Source organism: Mycobacterium sp. TY814, from assembly GCF_030755175.1.
GTDB lineage: Bacteria > Actinomycetota > Actinomycetes > Mycobacteriales > Mycobacteriaceae > Mycobacterium.
In genome coordinates, this window is the sequence record NZ_JAUFRY010000004.1 from 536,509 (window position 1) to 552,628 (window position 16,120).

The following is a 16,120-nucleotide window of genomic DNA, read 5'->3' on the forward strand; positions in this document are numbered from 1 at the left end:
CTTTGCGAATCGACTTTCCGGATCGAAGGGACCGCATCCGGAGGTTGCGGGCTGAACCCCCTCGGTCTCATCGACAGGCTGTCCGCCAAGCGGAGATAATCAGGTCAGGGATTCGTCCGTGCAGCGTTGAACGGTAGCCCCGTACCTATTTCGACAAGTCGTAAAACGATATGACAAAACCCGCCTGACATGCCAACTTACCAATACTAACCTTTCTGCTGGCAGCTCCGTAAATTCGCTGTTACCAGCGATCGACAGGATTGCGGCCTGGCCTGCGACCACGGGCGATGGGGCAGCACTGTGGTGAGAATCGCATTGTGATGCCGGTGTCTGCGCCCTACGCCGTAAAGTTTGCTACGAGGGCCGATGGGGTGGCCGCGCCTCGGTGTTGCGGGTCTGGGGAGCCCGTCACACCGGCAACATGACGCGCGATAAGGCGTGGCAGCAATGTCCGCGCAATCGGCAGGGGGACCCTCGGGCGGAACGGTGCCGGTGCTGGGTCGGCTTCTCGGCAGAGTTTGCGCGGTTGGAACGCGGCTGGCGCGGACCGGTCGGTGACCGATACTAGACGTCAGCATCCGGCGTTGGCTGACCAGCCTGTGCACCCGAGGAGCCCATGAACGAGCCCCAAGAGTTTCTGCGGAACCGAATGCGGTCCGAGCAGCAGGTCTCGCGTCCCAGACCGCCCGCCGCTCCCGCCGAGCGGGCACCGCAGCCGTCGCAGCCTCCCCCACCGTCCCCGCCGCCGGTCAAACCGCCGCCAGCACAACCTCCGACTCCGAACAAACCGCCGCCGCCACCCCCGAGTGCGGATAAGCCGCCGCCAGCACAACCTCCGACTCCGAACAAACCGCCACCACCACCCCCGACTGCGGACCAGCCGCCGTCGACACCACTTCCGACCGCGGGCAGCCCGGCACCACCACCTCCTAGTTCAGACAAGCCGCCTCCGCCATCGCACAAACCCGTGCCGCCCCAGCAACCGGTGCGGCCCGCACCGCCGCCGGCACCGCACCGTGACGTGCCGCGGCAACCGCTACCGCCCTTCCCACCGATCGCGCCACCCCGGCGTCCCGAGGGTCCGCCACCACCGGGTCCCTGGCCGGGCGCGGCGACCGGCCCGGCCACCCGCACCCCGGCCCGGCCCGCCGAGCGGGGCTGGCGGCGCATGGTCCGTGCGGCAACGTTCGGACTGGTCAACCCCGGCCCCTCGGCGGCGCAGCGCGACGCCGCGCAATTCGAGGCGACCGTCCGGACCGCCCTGCACGGCAACCACAAGGTGGGTGTGCTCGGCAAGGGCGGCGTCGGCAAGACGTCGGTGGCCGCCAGCGTCGGCTCGATCCTGGCCGAGCTGCGCCAGCAGGACCGCATCGTCGCGATCGACGCCGACACCGCCTTCGGCCGGCTCAGCAGCAGGATCGACCCGCGCACCACCGGTTCGTTCTGGGAGCTGACCGCCGACAAGAACCTGCAGTCGTTCGCCGACGTGACGTCGCGGGTGGGCAGGAATGCAACCGGGCTCTACGTGCTGGGCGGCGAACCGCTGACCGGTCCGCGCCGGGTCCTGGACCCCGCGATCTACCGGGAAGCGGCGTTGCGGCTGGATCGGCATTTCGCGATCTCGGTTATCGACTGCGGGTCGACGATGGATGCCGCGGTGACGCGCGAGGTGCTGCGCGATCTGGACGCTCTGATCGTGGTGTCCTCGCCATGGGCGGACGGCGCCGCGGCCGCGGCCAAGACGGTCGAGTGGCTGTCGGACCACGACCTCGGCGATCTGCTGCAACGCAGTGTCGTGGTACTGAATGACTCGGACGGCCATGCCGACAAGCGCACCCGCTCGCTGTTGGCCCGCGAGTTCGTCGACCACGGGCAACCGGTGGTCGAGGTGCCGTTCGATCCCCACTTGCGACCCGGCGGCGTCATCGACGTCACCGGGGAGATGGCTGCCGCGACCCGGCTGAAGTTCCTGCAGGTGGCGGCCACGATCACCGGATATTTCGCGTCCCGCGCGCAGGGGCCGCGCAACCGCACGCCCGCCTGAACCAGTCAGGCCCAGCGCGCCGCCGGGTCGGCCGTCGCCTCGAGTTTGGTGATCAGCCCGCCGCGGACGGTCAGCACCACCACGGCGAACAGCCGGCGTTCGGCGAAGGCAAGCAGCACCGGTTGGCCGGCCGGACCACCGACCAGGGTCGCTCCGGCACCCAGGTAGCGCAGCAGATTGGTGGCGACCGCCGCGGGCCCGTGATTGACCTGCGGCGGCGGCATCGGGTCGGCCAGCACCGTACCCACTCCCCATACCGTCGGATCCAGCACGGCCGTCAATCCGGCGATGTCGCCGTTGGCACAGGCGGTGATGAATTTCTCGGTCACGACGTGGTGCTCGGTCGGGGTGACATCCGTCGCCGGAAGACGATGCACACTCGCATCTTTGAACTTCGCCCGAGCGCGCCGGGCCAGCTGCCGGCAGGTGCCGGCCGGACGGCCGACGGTCTCGGCGATGGCGTCGAAGGGGACGCCGAAGACGTCGTGCAAAACGAAAGCGACTCGCTCGCCGGGACTGAGCCTGCGCAGGACTTCCAGCAGGGCGCTGCGGATTTCGTCGTCCAGGGTGATCCGGTCAGCCGGGTCGACCAGACGCGCGTCGGCGGGCAGCAAATCGTCGGACTGCGGCCGCTCGTATCGGGCTCGCGCCGAACGGATCTGGTCGAGGCACAGCCGGCTGGTCACGACGGTGAGCCAGCCCCGGACATCGTCCACCTCCTTCACACCGGTGCGAGAGAGCCGCAGAAATGCCTCTTGCACAACGTCTTCGGCTTCACCGACGTCGCCGAGGATCTGGTAGCCGAGATTGACCAGATACGGACGGTGCCTGCGCCAGGCCTCGGCGAGAGCAGCTGGGTTCATAGGACTTCGACGATTTCGCGAGCAGAAAAGTTACGGGTGCCGGGACGTAACTTTTCCACCTGCCATCCCGTCCTTGGTTGCGCACGCACGTCATTGCTCAGAGGAGTCCCCATGAACGATCCGCGCCCGCCCCGGTATCTCAAGCCGATGAACGCGTTGATGAAGGCCGTACAGAAGCTCGGCATACCGACCGGGCCCGCGATGGTGTTGACCGTGCCGGGCCGCCGATCGGGGCAGCCGCGCAGTACCCCGATGACGCCGTTCCACGTCCGCGGCGCTCTCTACGTGGTCGCCGGGTATCCCGGCGCGGACTGGGCGGCCAACGCCCGGGCGGCCGGAACCGGCACGCTGGCACGCGGACGCCGCCGTCGACAGGTCCGGATCGTGGAGCTGAACTCAGACGACGCCCGTCCGGTCCTCCGCGAGTTCCCCGCCAAGGTTCCCGTCGGCGTGGCGTTCGCGAAGCGGTCCGGGCTGGTACGCAACGGCACTGCCGCGGAGTTCGAAGCCCTGGCCGGCCGGCTGGCCGTGTTCCGGTTCGACCCCGTGGAGCAGACGTAGGCCCTCAACGCATACGGCGCGAGAAATCGCCCGGATTTCTCGCGCCGTATCTGCCTTATATGCGGTCGTCGGATGGCGGTCACGCCGACTGAGCAGTCACCCGCTCGCGCACTGCGAAACCGTTGCGCTCGGCCAGCGACCGCAGTTGCGCCAGCGCGAAGGCGCGCGGGCGGCCGGAATCGGGGATGACCACACCGGCCCAAAGTCCCTCGGCGCCAGGCGATTCCACGGCCTCTTTGGCGCACAGCCAACGGCGCGGGCAGGCCCGGCACAACGTCTTGGCCTCGTCGTCGGGGGTCGTCGTCCAACGGTCGGGGTCTTGGGTGCACACGCCCAACTGCGGGACCTCGTAAAGAGTTGTTGCGGTCATGTCTTTGCATTCCTCCATAAAGCGTTGCGCGTTCTGCCCCTCTGTTGCAGAAGGCTAGCGCACCAACCATCGCAGTGCAACAGTTCATTCTGCAGCATTTCCGCCACGGTGCTACGGCTTTGGAGCGGAACAGGCGAGCTTACTGATCGAACCTGCGATTACCAGGGGTTATACCCTGTCAATCAGCTGTGCGTAGCCTGCTGATCAGCTGGTTCCGTTCACAGCATTTCAACAAAATGTTCTCAGCGGCACCCACTGGCGCGATGGTTAACCGTAGCGGTAAGACGGTTTGATGGCCCAGACCCCGTCCGGGCAGCTCGGCGCGAAAACGTAGCGAAGGTATAGCAATGGAAGGGTGCAACGGTTACGATGTTGGTCAGCGAAAGGTGTGCTGCACGGCCCGCCGCGCTGCCCGCCCCGACAACCGCGAGCGAGGATTGCACCCAGATGCCCAACGCCGAATCGACTGTGGGGCCGGCTGCGCTGGCCGCATTCAGCGGCGGTGCGACCGCACCCGGGTGCAGCATCACGGACATGGGCCGCCGCAGGCGATCCACGTGGCCGGCCAATGACCAGCAGGCCACCGGGGTAGACCTGCGAGCTGTGACGAAGGACGGAATGTGGCGCTTTCCCGATGAGCGCGTCGACGACTGCGAGAGCGGTATGTTCGTCGTCGGACTGCGCGAGAGCCCGTCCGTCAGCGACAAGAAAAACGTCCCGTTCGGCGATCCCACTGGAGGCAAGGCGTTGACGTTCGAAGTCGTCAGGCCGACGAATCCGCCTGAAGAGCCCCGTCAGGACGACCAGACCGGTGACGCCGACCCAGGAGTGATCCGGGCCGGCGCCGCCGCCGCGGCACGCCGTCGCGAACTCGACATCAGCCAGCGCAGCCTTGCCGCCGACGGCATCATCAACGCGGGCGCGCTCATCTCTTTCGAGAAGGGCCGCAGCTGGCCCCGGGAGCGGACCCGCGCCAAGCTCGAGGAAGTACTGCAGTGGCCGGCCGGCACGATCGCCCGGATCCGCGAAGGTGACACCGTCGCCAGCCAGCCGGCTCCCGCGCCGGCCGCCGACCCGATCACCGAGGCTCCCTCGGCCACCGACGGCCCGGCGTCGCTGATCGCCCAGGCCGTGGCCGCCGCCGTCGACACCTGCAGTCTGGCCATCGCGGCCCTGCCCTCCCCCGAGGATCCGGAGTTCACCGAACGGGCGGCACCGATCCTGGCCGACCTGCGCCAGCTCGAGGCGATCGCCGTTCAGGCGACGCGGATCAGCCGGATCACCCCGGAACTGATCAAGGCGATGGGCTCGGTGCGGCGGTACCACGACAAATTGATGACGCTGGGGGCCACGGCCCCGGGCGCGACGCTGGCGCAACGGTTATATGCCGCGCGCCGGCGTGCCAATCTCTCCACGCTGGAAACTGCACAGGCGGCCGGCGTCACCGAGGAAATGATCGTCAAAGCGGAAGCCGAAGAAGTCTTGCCGGCCGAAATCGCCGAAGCGATCGAAGCGCTGATAAGTCAGATCAATTGACATGGAACCCGGGCGCAATCACACGCCGGGGCTGATCGTCCGGGGAAGGCTCGCGCCACCCCGTAATTCCGCTGTGAAGTTGACTGTGCCGTGCGCTCGAAAAGGCCACGCGCACTCGAAAATTCGTGCATCGAGCCCTGTCAGAGCGCTGCTAAGCTCAACATACGGTGCGAAGGTGCATAAAGAAATGACCGTGCACACCAACAAGCCAACGTAAGGAACCACTCAAATGTCGGGTAGCGCGATGTGCAAGACCACCAGCAACTTCATCTACGCCCAGTTGTTTTTGCTGGGTGAAGGCATTCCCGACCCAGGCGACATTTTCAATGCCGGCTCCTCATTGTTCAAAGGTGTCGCCGACAAGATCGGCCTCGCAATTCCGGGCACCAACTGGATCGGCCAGGCAGCGGACGCCTATTTGAATCAGAATGCCGCGCAGCAACTGCGCGCGAAGTTGATGGGCGACATCGACGACCTGACCGGCAACCTGATCTCCAACCAGGCCGAGCACGTGTCGGACACCCGCGACGTGTTGCGCGCGATGAAGAACATGGTCGACGGCTGCTACAAGGCCTGCAAGAAGCTGGAGAAGGTGTGGCTGATCGGCGATGCCCTCTCGGTGGCCATCGCCATCCCCTGCTGCGCGCTCGCGATGGCCGTCACCGGCGGCGCGCTGCTGTACCTGACGATCATGACCGCGATGAACGCGGCCAGCATGATCGGATTGGGCGGACGCCTGCTCGACATCCTCACAAACCTGCCGGCTCTCGCGGGCCTGATCCCCGGGATCATCGACGGCATCATCGACACCATCTGGCCGCCGAAGCTGCCCGACATCCCGATCCCCGGCTTCCCCAGCATTCCGGGCCTGCCCGAATTCACCTGGCCCCCGACCCCGGGCCTGCCGGACTTCAACCTGCCGATCCCCGGCCTCCCCGACTTCCAGTGGCCGTCGATCCCCGGGCTGCCGGACTTCGGCGGGATCCTTCCTTCGTTCCCCGACTTCGGCGGCGGCCTCCTCCCGGGCTTCCCCGGACTTCCCGGCTTCCCCAGCATCCCCGGGTTCGGCGGGGGCGGCGGCCTCATACCCGGCTTCCCCACGCTGCCCGGGATGCCCAGCGTCCCGAACCTGTTCCCCGGACTCCCCAGTCTCGGCGATCTGTTCCCCGGTGTCGGCAACCTGGGCAAGCTACCCACCTGGACCGAATTGGCCGCTCTGCCGGACTTTTTGGGTGGGTTCGCCGGCGTGCCGGCACTGAGCTTCAGCAACCTGCTCAACTTCGCGCAGCTGCCCGGCGTCGGCCAGATCACCTCGACGATGGGCCAATTGCAGCAGCTCATGGCGGTCGGGGGCGGACCAGGACAAATGGGCAGCATGGCTGGCCAACAGGCCCAGATGATCTCGTCGCAGGTCCAACAGGGCGGTCAGAAGGACGATGACGGTGCGGCAGCCGGCTCCGATGGCGAGCGCGCACCGGTCCAGGCGGGAGCCGGTGGCCAACAGGGCCAGCAGGGCACCGTCCTGTAATTGCAAACAGTCGGCCACTAAACGGCCAAACCCATAGCAAGCCAAAGCCATAGCGAGTAAAAAGTTAAGCGTAGAGGAGGGTCTACCCCATGTCCGGAATTCTGGAAGTCGTTCCTTCATTCCTGAAGGTGCTGTCAGGCATGCAAACCGAGATAGCCGGCCAGTTCGGAACCGCGACCAATACCGTCAACGGGATCAGCGGCAAGGTCTCGATGACCCATGGCTCGTTCACGTCCAAATTCAACAATGCGCTCCGCGACGTAGAGACCAGCCGCAGCAACACCGGCAAGGGTGTGCAAGGAGTGAGCAACGGCCTGGCAACCAACCTCGTCCAGGCCGCCACTGCATACCTCAACTCCGACCAGGGGCTTGGCGGCATCATCGACAAGATCTTCGGCTGATCGTGTCCGGTCCGCTGGCTTCCGGTCGCGCGGGCTTCGCGGGCCCGGCCGACGACGTCGTAGGCGTCGAGGTCACCATCGACGGCATGCTGGTGATCGCCGACCGGTTGCACCTGGTGGATTTCCCGGTCGCCCTTGGGATCCGCCCCAACATTCCGCAGGAGGACCTGCGCGACATCGTGTGGGAACAGGTTCAGCGCGACCTCACCGCACAGGGCGTTCTCGACCACAACGGGCAACCGCACCCCGGGGTCGCGAAGATGGTCGAGACGATCAGCCGGGCGGACCGGACCTTGGAATGCCGGTGGTGGCGCCGTGACCGGGGCGGCGACGCCGGTGGCCTGATGGTGCGATTTGTGGTGTGCCGCAAGGACGATACGCATGTGGTCGCAGCACGCGACGACGACATGCTGGTGCTGCAACTGGTGGCGCCGCAGATCGGGCTGGCCGGAATGGTGACCACCGTGCTGGGTTCGGCCGAACCGGCCGGCGTCGAACCGCTCACCGGTGTCGCGAGCGAATTGGCCGAATGCACGACGGCCGCGCAGCTCGCCCGGCACGGGGTCTCGCCCACCCAGGCGCGCATCTACACCGAGATCGTCAGCGACCCGACGGGCTGGGTGGAGATCATTGCGACCCAGCGCCATCCCGGCGGGACCACCACGCACACCTCGGCCGCCGCAGGCGTTCTGGACTCCAAGCACGGTCGGCTGGTCTCGCTGCCGCGTCGGGTCGGCGGTGAGCTGTACGGCAGCTTCCTTCCGGGCACGCAACAGAATCTGCAGCGCGCTCTCGACGCCTTGCTGGAGCTGCTGCCCGCCGGCTCCTGGCTGGATCACGCCCAGGCCTCGGCCTGACGGCGTCAGAATTCCGAAACGACCGACAGACTTCCGAAACGAGAAAGGGACCCGACAGTGGAACTGCCCGGGAACGACTATGACAGCGACGATCTCGCTGCGCTGGATTTCTCCGGCGGCGGCACCGACGTCGAGGAGTCGGCTCTTGATGCGCTGGGTGACTATGCGCCCCCGGCCCAATCGGATGACGCCGGAACGGGGCTCGACGCGCTCGACGGACTGACGGAGCAGGACGAAGACGAAGAACTGGCGCTGTTCACCGTGACCAACCCGCAGGGGTCGGTGTCGGTAACCGCGCTCATGGACGGCCGGGTGCAGAACATCACCGTGACCGACAAGGCTTCCAGCATGTCCGAAACTGCGCTCGCCGAGGAGATTTTCATCATCGCCGACCTGGCCCGGCAGAAGGCGCGGGCCGCTCAGCACACCCTGATGGTCGAGACCATGAGCGAGATCACCGGCGACAACAACCAGCAGAGTGCGCTGCTGCACGAGTTCGTCGAAAGCACGCTGCACCTGCCCACCCCGGAAGAGGCGGCGGCACGGGAGGCCGAGGTGTTCGCCACCCGGTACGAAGTGGACTACACCGCCCGCTACAACGGTGATAAATGACTGATCGCCTGGCCGGTCTGTTCGACAGTGCCGTCGGCATGCTGCCGTTGTCCGAGGCACGGTCGCTCGACCTGTTCACCGAGATCACGAATTACGACGAAGCGGCGTGCGACGCCTGGGTCGGCCGGATCCGCTGTGGCGACACCGACCGGGTGACACTCTTCCGCGCCTGGTATTCACGGCGCAATTTCGGACAACTCTCCGGCGCCGCCCAGATATCGATGAGCACGCTCAACGCGCGGGTTCCCATCGGCGGAATCTACGGCGACATCACTTACCCGATCACCTCGCCCCTGGCGGTGACCATGGGCTTCGCGTCATCGGAAGCGGCTCAGGGCAATTACTCCGACGCGCTGGAAGCGATCGACGCGAGTGCGGTGTCGGGCTCCGAGCATCTGGTGTCGTGGATGCGGGCGGTGATCTACGGCGCCGCCGAGCGCTGGACCGACGTGATCGATGAGGTCAAGGGGGCCTCGAAGTGGCCGGACAAGTTCCTCACCGGTGCCGCCGGCGTTGCGCACGGCGTCGCCGCCGCCAACCTCGGCCTGTTCACCGAAGCGGAACGCCGGCTCACCGAAGCCAACGACTCACCGGCCGGTGAAGCGTGCGCCCGGGCGATCGCCTGGTTCCTGGCGATGGCTCGGCGCAGCCAGGGCAACGAGGATGCCGCCGTCGCGCTGCTGGAGTGGTTGCAGACCACCCACCCGGAACCGAAAGTGTCTGCCGCGCTGAAGGATCCGTCGTACCGGCTGAAGACGACGACGGCCGAGCAGATCGCCTCCCGGTCGGACCCGTGGGATCCGGGCAGCGTGGTGACCGACAACTCCGCGCGCGACCGGTTGCTCGAGGAGGCTCAAGCCGAACTGGAGCGCCAGATCGGGCTCAGCCGGGTCAAGACGCAGATCGAGCGTTACCGGGCGGCCACGCTGATGGCACGCGTTCGCGCCGCCAAGGGCATGAAGGTCGCCCAGCCCAGCAAGCACATGATCTTCACCGGGCCGCCCGGGACCGGCAAGACCACAATCGCCCGCGTGGTGGCCAACATCCTGGCCGGGCTCGGCGTCATCTCCGAGCCGAAACTGGTCGAGACCTCGCGGAAGGATTTCGTCGCCGAGTACGAGGGTCAGTCGGCGGTCAAGACCGCCAAGACCATCGACCAGGCCCTCGGCGGAGTGCTGTTCATCGACGAGGCGTACGCGCTGGTGCAGGAGCGGGACGGCCGCACCGACCCGTTCGGCCAGGAGGCGATGGACACGCTGCTGGCCCGGATGGAGAACGACCGCGACCGGCTGGTGGTGATCATCGCCGGCTACAGCAACGACATCGACCGGCTGCTGGAGACCAACGAGGGCCTGCGTTCGCGCTTCGCCACCCGCATCGAGTTCGACACCTACAGCCCCGAGGAAATCCTCGAAATCGCTAAAGTCATTGCGGCTGCCAATGATTCGACGCTGAGCCCGCAGGCCGCCGACGAGGTGCTGGAAGCCGCCAAGGTGCTGCACGACCGGACGCTGCGCGGCCGGCCGGCCCTCGACATCGCCGGAAACGGCCGCTACGCGCGGCAATTGGTGGAGGCCGCCGAGCAGTGCCGCGATATGCGTTTGGCTCAGGGTCTCGACATCGAGGCTCTCGACGTGGACCGTCTACAGGAGATCAACGGCACGGACATGGCCGAGGCGATCGCCGCGGTCCATGCACACCTCAACATGAGAGAGTGACACATGGGGCTTCGCCTGACCACCAAGGTTCAGGTTAGCGGCTGGCGCTTCCTGCTTCGCCGAGTCGAACATGCCATCGTGCGGCGCGACACCCGCATGTTCGACGATCCCCTGCAGTTCTACAGCCGCTCGGTGTGGCTGGGTGTGGTCATCGCCGTGATCATCCTGGCCGGTGCGGGGCTGCTCGCGTTCTTCAAGCCGCAAGGCAAACTCGGTGGCACCACCCTGCTGACCGATCGCGCGACCAACGAGCTCTACGTCATCATCTCCGGGCAACTGCACCCCGTCTACAACCTGACATCCGCACGGCTGGTGCTGGGCAGCCCGTCGAGCCCGGCGACCGTCAAGTCCTCCGAGCTGAGCAAGCTGCCGCTGGGCCAGACTCTCGGCATTCCCGGTGCGCCCTACGCGACTCCGGTGTCCGGTGGCAGTACCTCGGTCTGGACGTTGTGCGACACCGTCTCCCGGGCCGACACCGCATCGCCGGCGATACAGACCTCGGTGATCGCCATGCCGCTGCAGATCGACTCCTCGATCGACCCGGTCGATTCGAATGAGGCGATGCTGGCGACCTATCAGGGCCAGGACTGGATAGTCACCGAAAAGGGCCGCCACTCAATCGATCTCACCGATCGCGCGCTCACCTCGGCGATGGGTATTCCCGTCACCGCCAAGCCGGTGCCCATCTCCGAGGGCATGTTCAACGCACTGCCCAGCCAAGGGAACTGGCAGCTGCCACCGATACCGTTCGCCGGCGCGCCCAACAACCTCGGTTTGTCCGACGATCTGGTGATCGGCTCGGTGTTCCAGATCCACACCGAGAAGGGTCCGCAGTATTACGTGGTGTTGCCCGACGGGATCGCCATGGTGAACTCGACCACCGCGGCGGCGCTGCGCGCCACCCAATCTCACGGTCTGGTCGCGCCGCCGGCGGTAGTACCGAGCGTGGTGGTGCGGATACCGGAACGGGTGTACCCCTCGCCGCTTCCGAACGATCAGTTGAAGATCCTGGCCCGGCCGGACGAACCCACACTGTGCTGGAGCTGGGATCGCGCGGCCGGTGACCAGGCACCCAAGACCACCGTGTTGTCCGGGCGGCATCTTCCGATCCCGGCGACACAGATGAGCAACGGAATCAAGCAGATTCAGGGCACCGCAACGATCTACATCGACGGCGGCAAGTTCGTGCAGCTGCAGTCCCCGGATCCGCGGTATGGCGAGTCGATGTACTACATCGACCCCGAGGGCGTGCGCTACGGGGTACCGAATGCCGAGGCGGCCAAGGCCCTCGGTCTGGGTTCACCGAAAACCGCGCCCTGGGAGATCATCCGGCTGCTCGTGGACGGGCCGGTGCTCTCGAAGGAGGCGGCGATGCTCGAGCACGAGACGTTGCCCGCGGATCCGACTCCCCGGAAAGTTCCGGGCGGCACCCCGGGGGCACCCCAGTGATGGCGGAAAGATCATGACGACCAAGAAGTTCACCCCGACGATCACGCGCGGTCCTCGGCTCACCCCGGGCGAGATCAGCCTGACGCCACCCGATGACCTCGGCATCGACATCCCGCCGTCGGGCGTGCAGAAAGCACTGCCCTATGTGATGGGCGGTGCGATGGTCGGCATGATCGCGATCATGCTCGCCGGCGGCACCAAGCAGCTGTCGCCCTACATGCTGATGATGCCGCTGATGATGGTCGTGATGATGGTCGGCGGTATGGCCGGCGGCACCGGTGGTGGCGGCAAGAAGGTCCCCGAGATCAACGCCGACCGTAAGGAGTACCTGCGCTACCTGGCCGGGTTGCGCGGGCGGGTGACATCGTCGGCCACCTCGCAGGTGGCGTTCTTCAGTTACCACGCACCGCATCCGGACGATCTGCTGTCGATCGTCGGCACGCAGCGGCAGTGGTCGCGTCCGGCCAACAGCGACTTCTACGCGGCCACCCGCATCGGGATCGGCGATCAGCCGGCCGTCGACCGATTGCTCAAACCCGCCGTCGGTGGCGAACTGGCGGCTTCGACCGCGGCACCGCAGCCGTACCTGGAACCGGTCAGCCACATGTGGGTGGTCAAGTTCCTGCGCACCCACGGCCTCATCCATGACTGCCCGAAACTGCTTCAGCTGCGTACCTTTCCGACGATCGCGCTCGGCGGGCACCGGCCGAACGCCGATCGGATGCTGGCGGCGATGATCTGTCATCTCGCGGTCTTCCATCCGCCGGACCTGCTGCAGATCCGGGTGCTCACCGAGGACCCGGACGACCCCGAGTGGTCCTGGCTCAAATGGCTTCCGCACGTTCAGCATCAGACCGAGACCGACGCCGCGGGACCGGTGCGGATGATCTACACCCGGCCGGACGGTCTGGCCGACCTGGCCGCCCGCGGACCGCACGCGCCCGACACCCTGCCCACCGGCCCCTACGTCGTCGTGGTCGACCTCACCGGGGGCAAGGCGGGATTCCCGCCCGACGGCCGCGCGGGCGTCACGGTGATCACCCTGGGCAACCACCGCGGTTCGGCCTACCGCATCCGCGCCAACGAGGACGGGTCCGCCGAAGACCGGCTGCCCGGTCAGCAGTTCCGGCTCGTGACCTCGACCGCCGACAGCATGACGCCGCTGGAAGCCACCCGCGTCGCCCGCAAACTGGCCGGCTGGTCGATCACCGGCACGATCCTGGACAAGACCCAGCGGGTGCAGAAGAAGGTCGTCACCGAGTGGCACCAGATGGTCGGTGCCAAGAGCGTCGAGGAGATCGTCCCCAGCCGCTGGCGGATGTACACCGACACCGACCGGGACCGGCTCCGGATCCCGTTCGGCCACGAACTCAAGACCGGCAACGTCATGTACCTCGACATCAAGGAGGGTGCGGAGTTCGGCGCCGGGCCGCACGGCATGCTGATCGGCACCACGGGGTCGGGCAAGTCGGAGTTCCTGCGCACGCTGATCCTGTCCCTGGTCGCGATGACGCACCCGGATCAGGTCAACCTTCTGCTCACCGACTTCAAGGGCGGGTCGACGTTCCTGGGCATGGAGAAGCTGCCGCATACCGCGGCCGTGGTCACCAACATGGCCGAGGAGGCCGAGCTGGTCAGCCGGATGGGTGAGGTGCTCACCGGAGAGCTCGACCGGCGTCAGAACATCTTGCGCCAGGCGGGCATGCAGGTCGGCGCTGCCGGTGCCCTCTCCGGCGTCGCCGAGTACGAGAAGTACCGCGAGCGTGGTGCCGACTTGGCGCCATTACCAACACTTTTCGTGGTGGTCGACGAGTTCGCCGAGTTGTTGCAGAGCCACCCGGACTTCATCGGGCTGTTCGACCGGATCTGCCGGGTGGGCCGGTCGCTGCGGGTGCACCTGCTGCTGGCCACCCAGTCGCTGCAAACCGGCGGCGCCCGCATCGACAAGCTCGAACCCAACCTCACCTATCGAATCGCGCTGCGCACCACCAGCTCTCACGAGTCCAAGGCGGTGATCGGAACGCCCGAGGCGCAGTACATCACCAACAAGGAGAGCGGTGTCGGGTTCCTGCGGGTCGGCATGGAGGACCCGGTCAAGTTCAGCACCTTCTACATCGGTGGCCCGTACATCCCGCCGGCCAGCGCCGAGACCAACGGCGACGGCAGCAAGCGCAGCGCCCAGGCCGTCAAGCAGTCCGTCAAGATTCATCAATTCACCGCAGCTCCGGTGATCGAGCCGGTGACGCCCCCCGTCGGTGAGGAGGTCGTGACGACATGACCGACACTGAGGTTCGCGCCCTGCGCGAGGTGGTGCTCGACCAGCTGGGCACCGGCGAATCGCGGGCCTACAAGATGTGGCTACCCCCGCTATCCGACCCGACGCCGCTCAACGAGCTCGTCGCGCGCGACCGGCGCCAGCCACTGCGGTTTCCGCTCGGAATCATGGACGAGCCGCGCCGGCACCTCCAGGACGTGTGGGGCGTCGACGTATCCGGAGCGGGCGGCAACATCGCCATCGGCGGTGCCCCCCAGACCGGGAAGTCGACGCTGCTGCAGACACTGATCATGTCGGCGGCGGCCACCCACTCGCCGCGCAACGTGCAGTTTTACTGCATCGACCTCGGCGGCGGCGGCCTGATCTATCTGGAGAACCTGCCGCACGTCGGCGGCATCGCCAACCGCTCCGAGCCCGACAAGGTCCAGCGGGTAGTCGCCGAAATGCAGACGGTGATGCGGCAGCGGGAGCAGATGTTCAAAGAGCACCGGGTGGGCTCGATGGCGATGTACCGCCAGCTGCGCGACGATCCCAACCAACCCGTGGCGGCCGATCCCTATGGCGACGTCTTCCTGATCATCGACGGGTGGCCCGGCTTCGTCAGCGAGTTCAGTGACCTCGAGGGCGCGGTGCAGGACCTCGCCGCCCAGGGTCTGGCCTTCGGAGTGCACGTCATCATCGCCACGCCGCGATGGACGGAACTGAAGTCACGCATCAGGGACTATCTGGGCACCAAGATCGAGTTCCGACTCGGCGACGTGAACGAAACCCAGATCGACCGGATCACCCGGGAGATCCCGGCGAACCGTCCCGGCCGGGCGGTCTCGATGGAGAAGCACCACCTGATGATCGGCGTGCCAAGGTTCGACGGCGTGCACAGCACCGACAATCTGGTGGAAGCGATCACGGCCGGGGTCAACCACATCGCATCTCAGACCACGGAGAAGGCTCCGCCGGTGCGGGTGCTGCCCGAGCGCATTCATCTGTACGAACTCGACCCGAACCCGCCCGGCCCCGACGCGGACTACCGCACGCGCTGGGAGATCCCGATCGGGCTGCGCGAGACGGATCTGACGCCGGCCCACGCCCACATGCACTCCAACCCGCACCTGCTGATCTTCGGGGCGGCCAAATCCGGCAAGACCACCATCGCGCACGCCGTCGCGCGCGCCATCTGCGCCCGCAACAGTCCCGACCAGGTGCGGTTCATGCTGGCCGACTACCGCTCCGGCTTGCTGGACGCCGTCCCGCAAAGCCACCTGCTGCAGGCCGGTGCGATCAACCGCAACAGTCAGAGCCTGGACGAGGCCGTGCAGGCGCTGGCCGTCAATCTGAAAAAGCGGCTGCCGCCCCCTGATCTGACGACCGCACAATTGCGCTCGCGTTCGTGGTGGAGCGGATTTGACGTCGTGCTTCTGGTCGACGACTGGCACATGATTGTCGGCGCCGCGAGCGGCATGCCACCAATGGCGGCACTTGCGCCGCTATTGCCGGCCGCGGCGGATATCGGATTGCACATCATTGTCACCTGTCAGATGAGCCAGGCGTACAAGGCGACGATGGACAAGTTCGTCGGCGCCGCCTTCGGGTCCGGCGCACCGACGCTGTTCCTCTCCGGAGAGAAGCAGGAGTTCCCGTCCAGTGAGTTCAAGGTAAAGCGCCGGCCCCCTGGCCAGGCATTTCTCGTGTCCCCCGATGGGAAGGAGGTCATCCAGGCGCCGTACATCGAGCCCCCTGACGAGCTCCCAGAATAAGTGCACGGACCACCCCCAACCCCCGGTTAGGATTATTTCAACGCAAGTTCGGGAGCCAGTTCGGGAGCTGAGGAATCAAGCCCCAGGGGGACGCTAGCCACCGGCTTTATCCCGGCTATAAACGGCGAAGTTTAGGCCCGGAAGACAAATGC

At 66.6% G+C, this 16,120-nt stretch carries 14 protein-coding genes; 11 read left to right on the forward strand and 3 right to left on the reverse strand.

The window, feature by feature from the left end; genetic code table 11:
• Positions 1–564 precede the first annotated feature (564 nt).
• Complete coding sequence (locus tag QXH22_RS27715; protein WP_306277582.1) at positions 565–942, reverse strand: hypothetical protein; 378 nt, start codon at positions 940–942, stop codon at positions 565–567.
• A gap of 25 nt (positions 943–967) precedes the next feature.
• Here QXH22_RS27715 and QXH22_RS27720 point away from each other — a divergent pair, with 25 nt between their 5' ends.
• Positions 968–2,044: a MinD/ParA family protein gene (locus QXH22_RS27720; protein WP_306277583.1), complete on the forward strand. Its 1,077-nt coding sequence runs from the start codon at positions 968–970 to the stop codon at positions 2,042–2,044.
• Between the two features lie 5 nt (positions 2,045–2,049).
• Here the strand turns inward: QXH22_RS27720 and sigI are convergent, their stop codons facing one another.
• The gene (gene sigI, locus QXH22_RS27725) at positions 2,050–2,907 is read right to left on the reverse strand and encodes an RNA polymerase sigma factor SigI (RefSeq protein WP_306277584.1); all 858 of its coding nucleotides are present in this window, start codon (positions 2,905–2,907) and stop codon (positions 2,050–2,052) included.
• A gap of 111 nt (positions 2,908–3,018) precedes the next feature.
• Here sigI and QXH22_RS27730 point away from each other — a divergent pair, with 111 nt between their 5' ends.
• Positions 3,019–3,468 (forward strand): nitroreductase family deazaflavin-dependent oxidoreductase, encoded by a 450-nt coding sequence (locus QXH22_RS27730; RefSeq protein WP_306246629.1) that lies wholly within the window; start codon positions 3,019–3,021, stop codon positions 3,466–3,468.
• 79 nt (positions 3,469–3,547) lie between these two features.
• Here QXH22_RS27730 and QXH22_RS27735 read toward each other — a convergent pair whose 3' ends face one another.
• Positions 3,548–3,838: a WhiB family transcriptional regulator gene (locus tag QXH22_RS27735; protein ID WP_306246627.1), complete on the reverse strand. Its 291-nt coding sequence runs from the start codon at positions 3,836–3,838 to the stop codon at positions 3,548–3,550.
• Between the two features lie 447 nt (positions 3,839–4,285).
• Here QXH22_RS27735 and QXH22_RS27740 point away from each other — a divergent pair, with 447 nt between their 5' ends.
• The 9 genes from QXH22_RS27740 to eccCb all read left to right on the forward strand — a co-directional run bounded on the left by QXH22_RS27740 (position 4,286) and on the right by eccCb (position 15,968).
• Complete coding sequence (locus QXH22_RS27740) at positions 4,286–5,374, forward strand: FHA domain-containing protein (protein ID WP_306246625.1); 1,089 nt, start codon at positions 4,286–4,288, stop codon at positions 5,372–5,374.
• 229 nt (positions 5,375–5,603) lie between these two features.
• Positions 5,604–6,902 (forward strand): EspA/EspE family type VII secretion system effector, encoded by a 1,299-nt coding sequence (locus QXH22_RS27745; RefSeq protein ID WP_306246622.1) that lies wholly within the window; start codon positions 5,604–5,606, stop codon positions 6,900–6,902.
• Between the two features lie 89 nt (positions 6,903–6,991).
• Positions 6,992–7,303, forward strand: coding sequence for an ESX-1 secretion-associated protein (locus QXH22_RS27750; protein WP_306277585.1), 312 nt, complete (start codon positions 6,992–6,994; stop codon positions 7,301–7,303).
• 2 nt (positions 7,304–7,305) lie between these two features.
• Complete coding sequence (locus QXH22_RS27755) at positions 7,306–8,160, forward strand: ESX secretion-associated protein EspG (protein WP_306246618.1); 855 nt, start codon at positions 7,306–7,308, stop codon at positions 8,158–8,160.
• Between the two features lie 57 nt (positions 8,161–8,217).
• The gene (locus QXH22_RS27760; protein WP_306246616.1) at positions 8,218–8,772 is read left to right on the forward strand and encodes a DUF2694 domain-containing protein; all 555 of its coding nucleotides are present in this window, start codon (positions 8,218–8,220) and stop codon (positions 8,770–8,772) included.
• The gene (eccA, locus tag QXH22_RS27765; protein WP_306246614.1) at positions 8,769–10,490 is read left to right on the forward strand and encodes a type VII secretion AAA-ATPase EccA; all 1,722 of its coding nucleotides are present in this window, start codon (positions 8,769–8,771) and stop codon (positions 10,488–10,490) included. The genes QXH22_RS27760 and eccA overlap by 4 nt, the downstream gene beginning before the upstream one ends.
• A 3-nt stretch (positions 10,491–10,493) precedes the next feature.
• Complete coding sequence (gene eccB / locus QXH22_RS27770; protein ID WP_306246612.1) at positions 10,494–11,939, forward strand: type VII secretion protein EccB; 1,446 nt, start codon at positions 10,494–10,496, stop codon at positions 11,937–11,939.
• 13 nt (positions 11,940–11,952) lie between these two features.
• Positions 11,953–14,217, forward strand: coding sequence for a type VII secretion protein EccCa (gene eccCa, locus QXH22_RS27775; RefSeq protein ID WP_306246610.1), 2,265 nt, complete (start codon positions 11,953–11,955; stop codon positions 14,215–14,217).
• Positions 14,214–15,968 carry a type VII secretion protein EccCb gene (gene eccCb, locus QXH22_RS27780; RefSeq protein WP_306246609.1) on the forward strand — a complete coding sequence of 585 codons (1,755 nt, stop codon included), beginning with the start codon at positions 14,214–14,216 and terminating at the stop codon, positions 15,966–15,968. The genes eccCa and eccCb overlap by 4 nt, the downstream gene beginning before the upstream one ends.
• Positions 15,969–16,120 lie beyond the last annotated feature (152 nt).

Coding starts and splice junctions, on each gene's coding strand:
- eccCa (WP_306246610.1), top strand. CDS start 11,953: ATGACGACCAAGAAGTTCACCCCGACGATCACGCGCGGTCCTCGGCTC.
- eccCb (WP_306246609.1), top strand. CDS start 14,214: ATGACCGACACTGAGGTTCGCGCCCTGCGCGAGGTGGTGCTCGACCAG.
- QXH22_RS27740 (WP_306246625.1), top strand. CDS start 4,286: ATGCCCAACGCCGAATCGACTGTGGGGCCGGCTGCGCTGGCCGCATTC.
- QXH22_RS27750 (WP_306277585.1), top strand. CDS start 6,992: ATGTCCGGAATTCTGGAAGTCGTTCCTTCATTCCTGAAGGTGCTGTCA.
- sigI (WP_306277584.1), bottom strand. CDS start 2,907: ATGAACCCAGCTGCTCTCGCCGAGGCCTGGCGCAGGCACCGTCCGTAT.
- QXH22_RS27730 (WP_306246629.1), top strand. CDS start 3,019: ATGAACGATCCGCGCCCGCCCCGGTATCTCAAGCCGATGAACGCGTTG.
- QXH22_RS27735 (WP_306246627.1), bottom strand. CDS start 3,838: ATGACCGCAACAACTCTTTACGAGGTCCCGCAGTTGGGCGTGTGCACC.
- QXH22_RS27745 (WP_306246622.1), top strand. CDS start 5,604: ATGTCGGGTAGCGCGATGTGCAAGACCACCAGCAACTTCATCTACGCC.
- eccB (WP_306246612.1), top strand. CDS start 10,494: ATGGGGCTTCGCCTGACCACCAAGGTTCAGGTTAGCGGCTGGCGCTTC.
- eccA (WP_306246614.1), top strand. CDS start 8,769: ATGACTGATCGCCTGGCCGGTCTGTTCGACAGTGCCGTCGGCATGCTG.